The 1218-nt window shown below is 55.5% G+C and carries 1 pseudogene; it reads right to left on the minus strand.

The features are described from left to right. Positions 1–34: 34 nt before the first annotated feature. A pseudogene (locus J7400_RS21105) lies at positions 35–1161 on the minus strand (IS3 family transposase). Between the last annotated feature and the right edge of the window lie 57 nt (positions 1162–1218).

Here is a 1218-nt window from a genome sequence, read left to right on the forward strand (position 1 = left end):
TGATCAGCCCCACCCAAGTGGTCCGGTTTGATTGTTAGTGCATGACTGGCCTCTGATCCATCGGGACGACGGTTTCCGGCGCTGGTGGGCGGTAACCCAGAGCACTATGCGGTCGTTTGGTGTTGTAGTGTTTCCTCCATTGTTCGATCAGGATTTGTGCCTCACGCAGGCTGTAGAAGACTTCACCGTTTAGAAGCTCGTCCCGGAACCGGGCGTTGAAGCTTTCGCAGTATCCGTTTTCCCATGGGCTGCCTGGCTGGATGTAGGCGGTCTTGGCTCTGACGGCTTTGATCCAGTCCTGAACCGTCTGCGCAATGAACTCCGGGCCGTTGTCAGAGCGGATGTAGGCAGGCACGCCGCGCAGAATGAACAGATCGCTCAAAGCATCAATCACATCACCAGAGTTCAGCTTGCGCTTCACCCTGATTGCCAGACATTCCCGGCTGTGTTCGTCGAGGATGTTCAAGGTGCGAAACACCTTCCCATCATCGGTCCGGCAGTGAACAAAATCATAGCTCCAGACATGGTTGCGACGCTCTGGACGCAACCGGACGCAGGAACCATCATTCAGCCAGAGCCGTCCTTTCTTGGGTTGTTTCATTGGCACTTTCAGCCCCTCACGACGCCACAGACGTTCCACACGCTTATCGTTGATTTGCCAGCCCGCGTCTCTTAGCAATGCCGCGATCCGGCGGTAACCGTATCGGCCATACTGACGGGCCAGCTCAATCATATCTGCAACCAATCTCTCTTCATCAGCGCGGCCCTTTGGCAACTTTCGTTGTGTGGATCGGTGCTGCTTCAACACGCGACAAGCACGACGTTCAGAAATCCGAAACTGACTTCGCACGTGATCGATACAGGTCCGGCGACGCGCGGGGCTCAGTAGTTTCCCTTCGCAGCTTCCGCCAGAATGAGTTTGTCCAGAGTGAGGTCGGACACAGCCTTTCTCAGCCGCTCATTCTCTTTCTGAAGACGTTTGAGCTCCCTGAGTTGGTCGGTTCCCATCCCACCATATTGCTTGCGCCAGCGCTAATAAGTCTGCTCGGTTATGCGAACTTCCCGGATCGCATCGACCCGCGCCATTCCTTGCCCGGCAAGCACCTCAACCTGTCGTAACTTCGTGACAATTTCCTCGGGCTTGTGTCGCTTGTTTCCCATCGTGAATCCTCCGTTTTCCTAAACATAGCGGCGGACCACTTCAGTGGGGGAGGATCA

It is taken from the genome of Shimia sp. R9_2, from assembly GCF_017743735.1.
Taxonomy (GTDB): Bacteria; Pseudomonadota; Alphaproteobacteria; order Rhodobacterales; family Rhodobacteraceae; genus Shimia.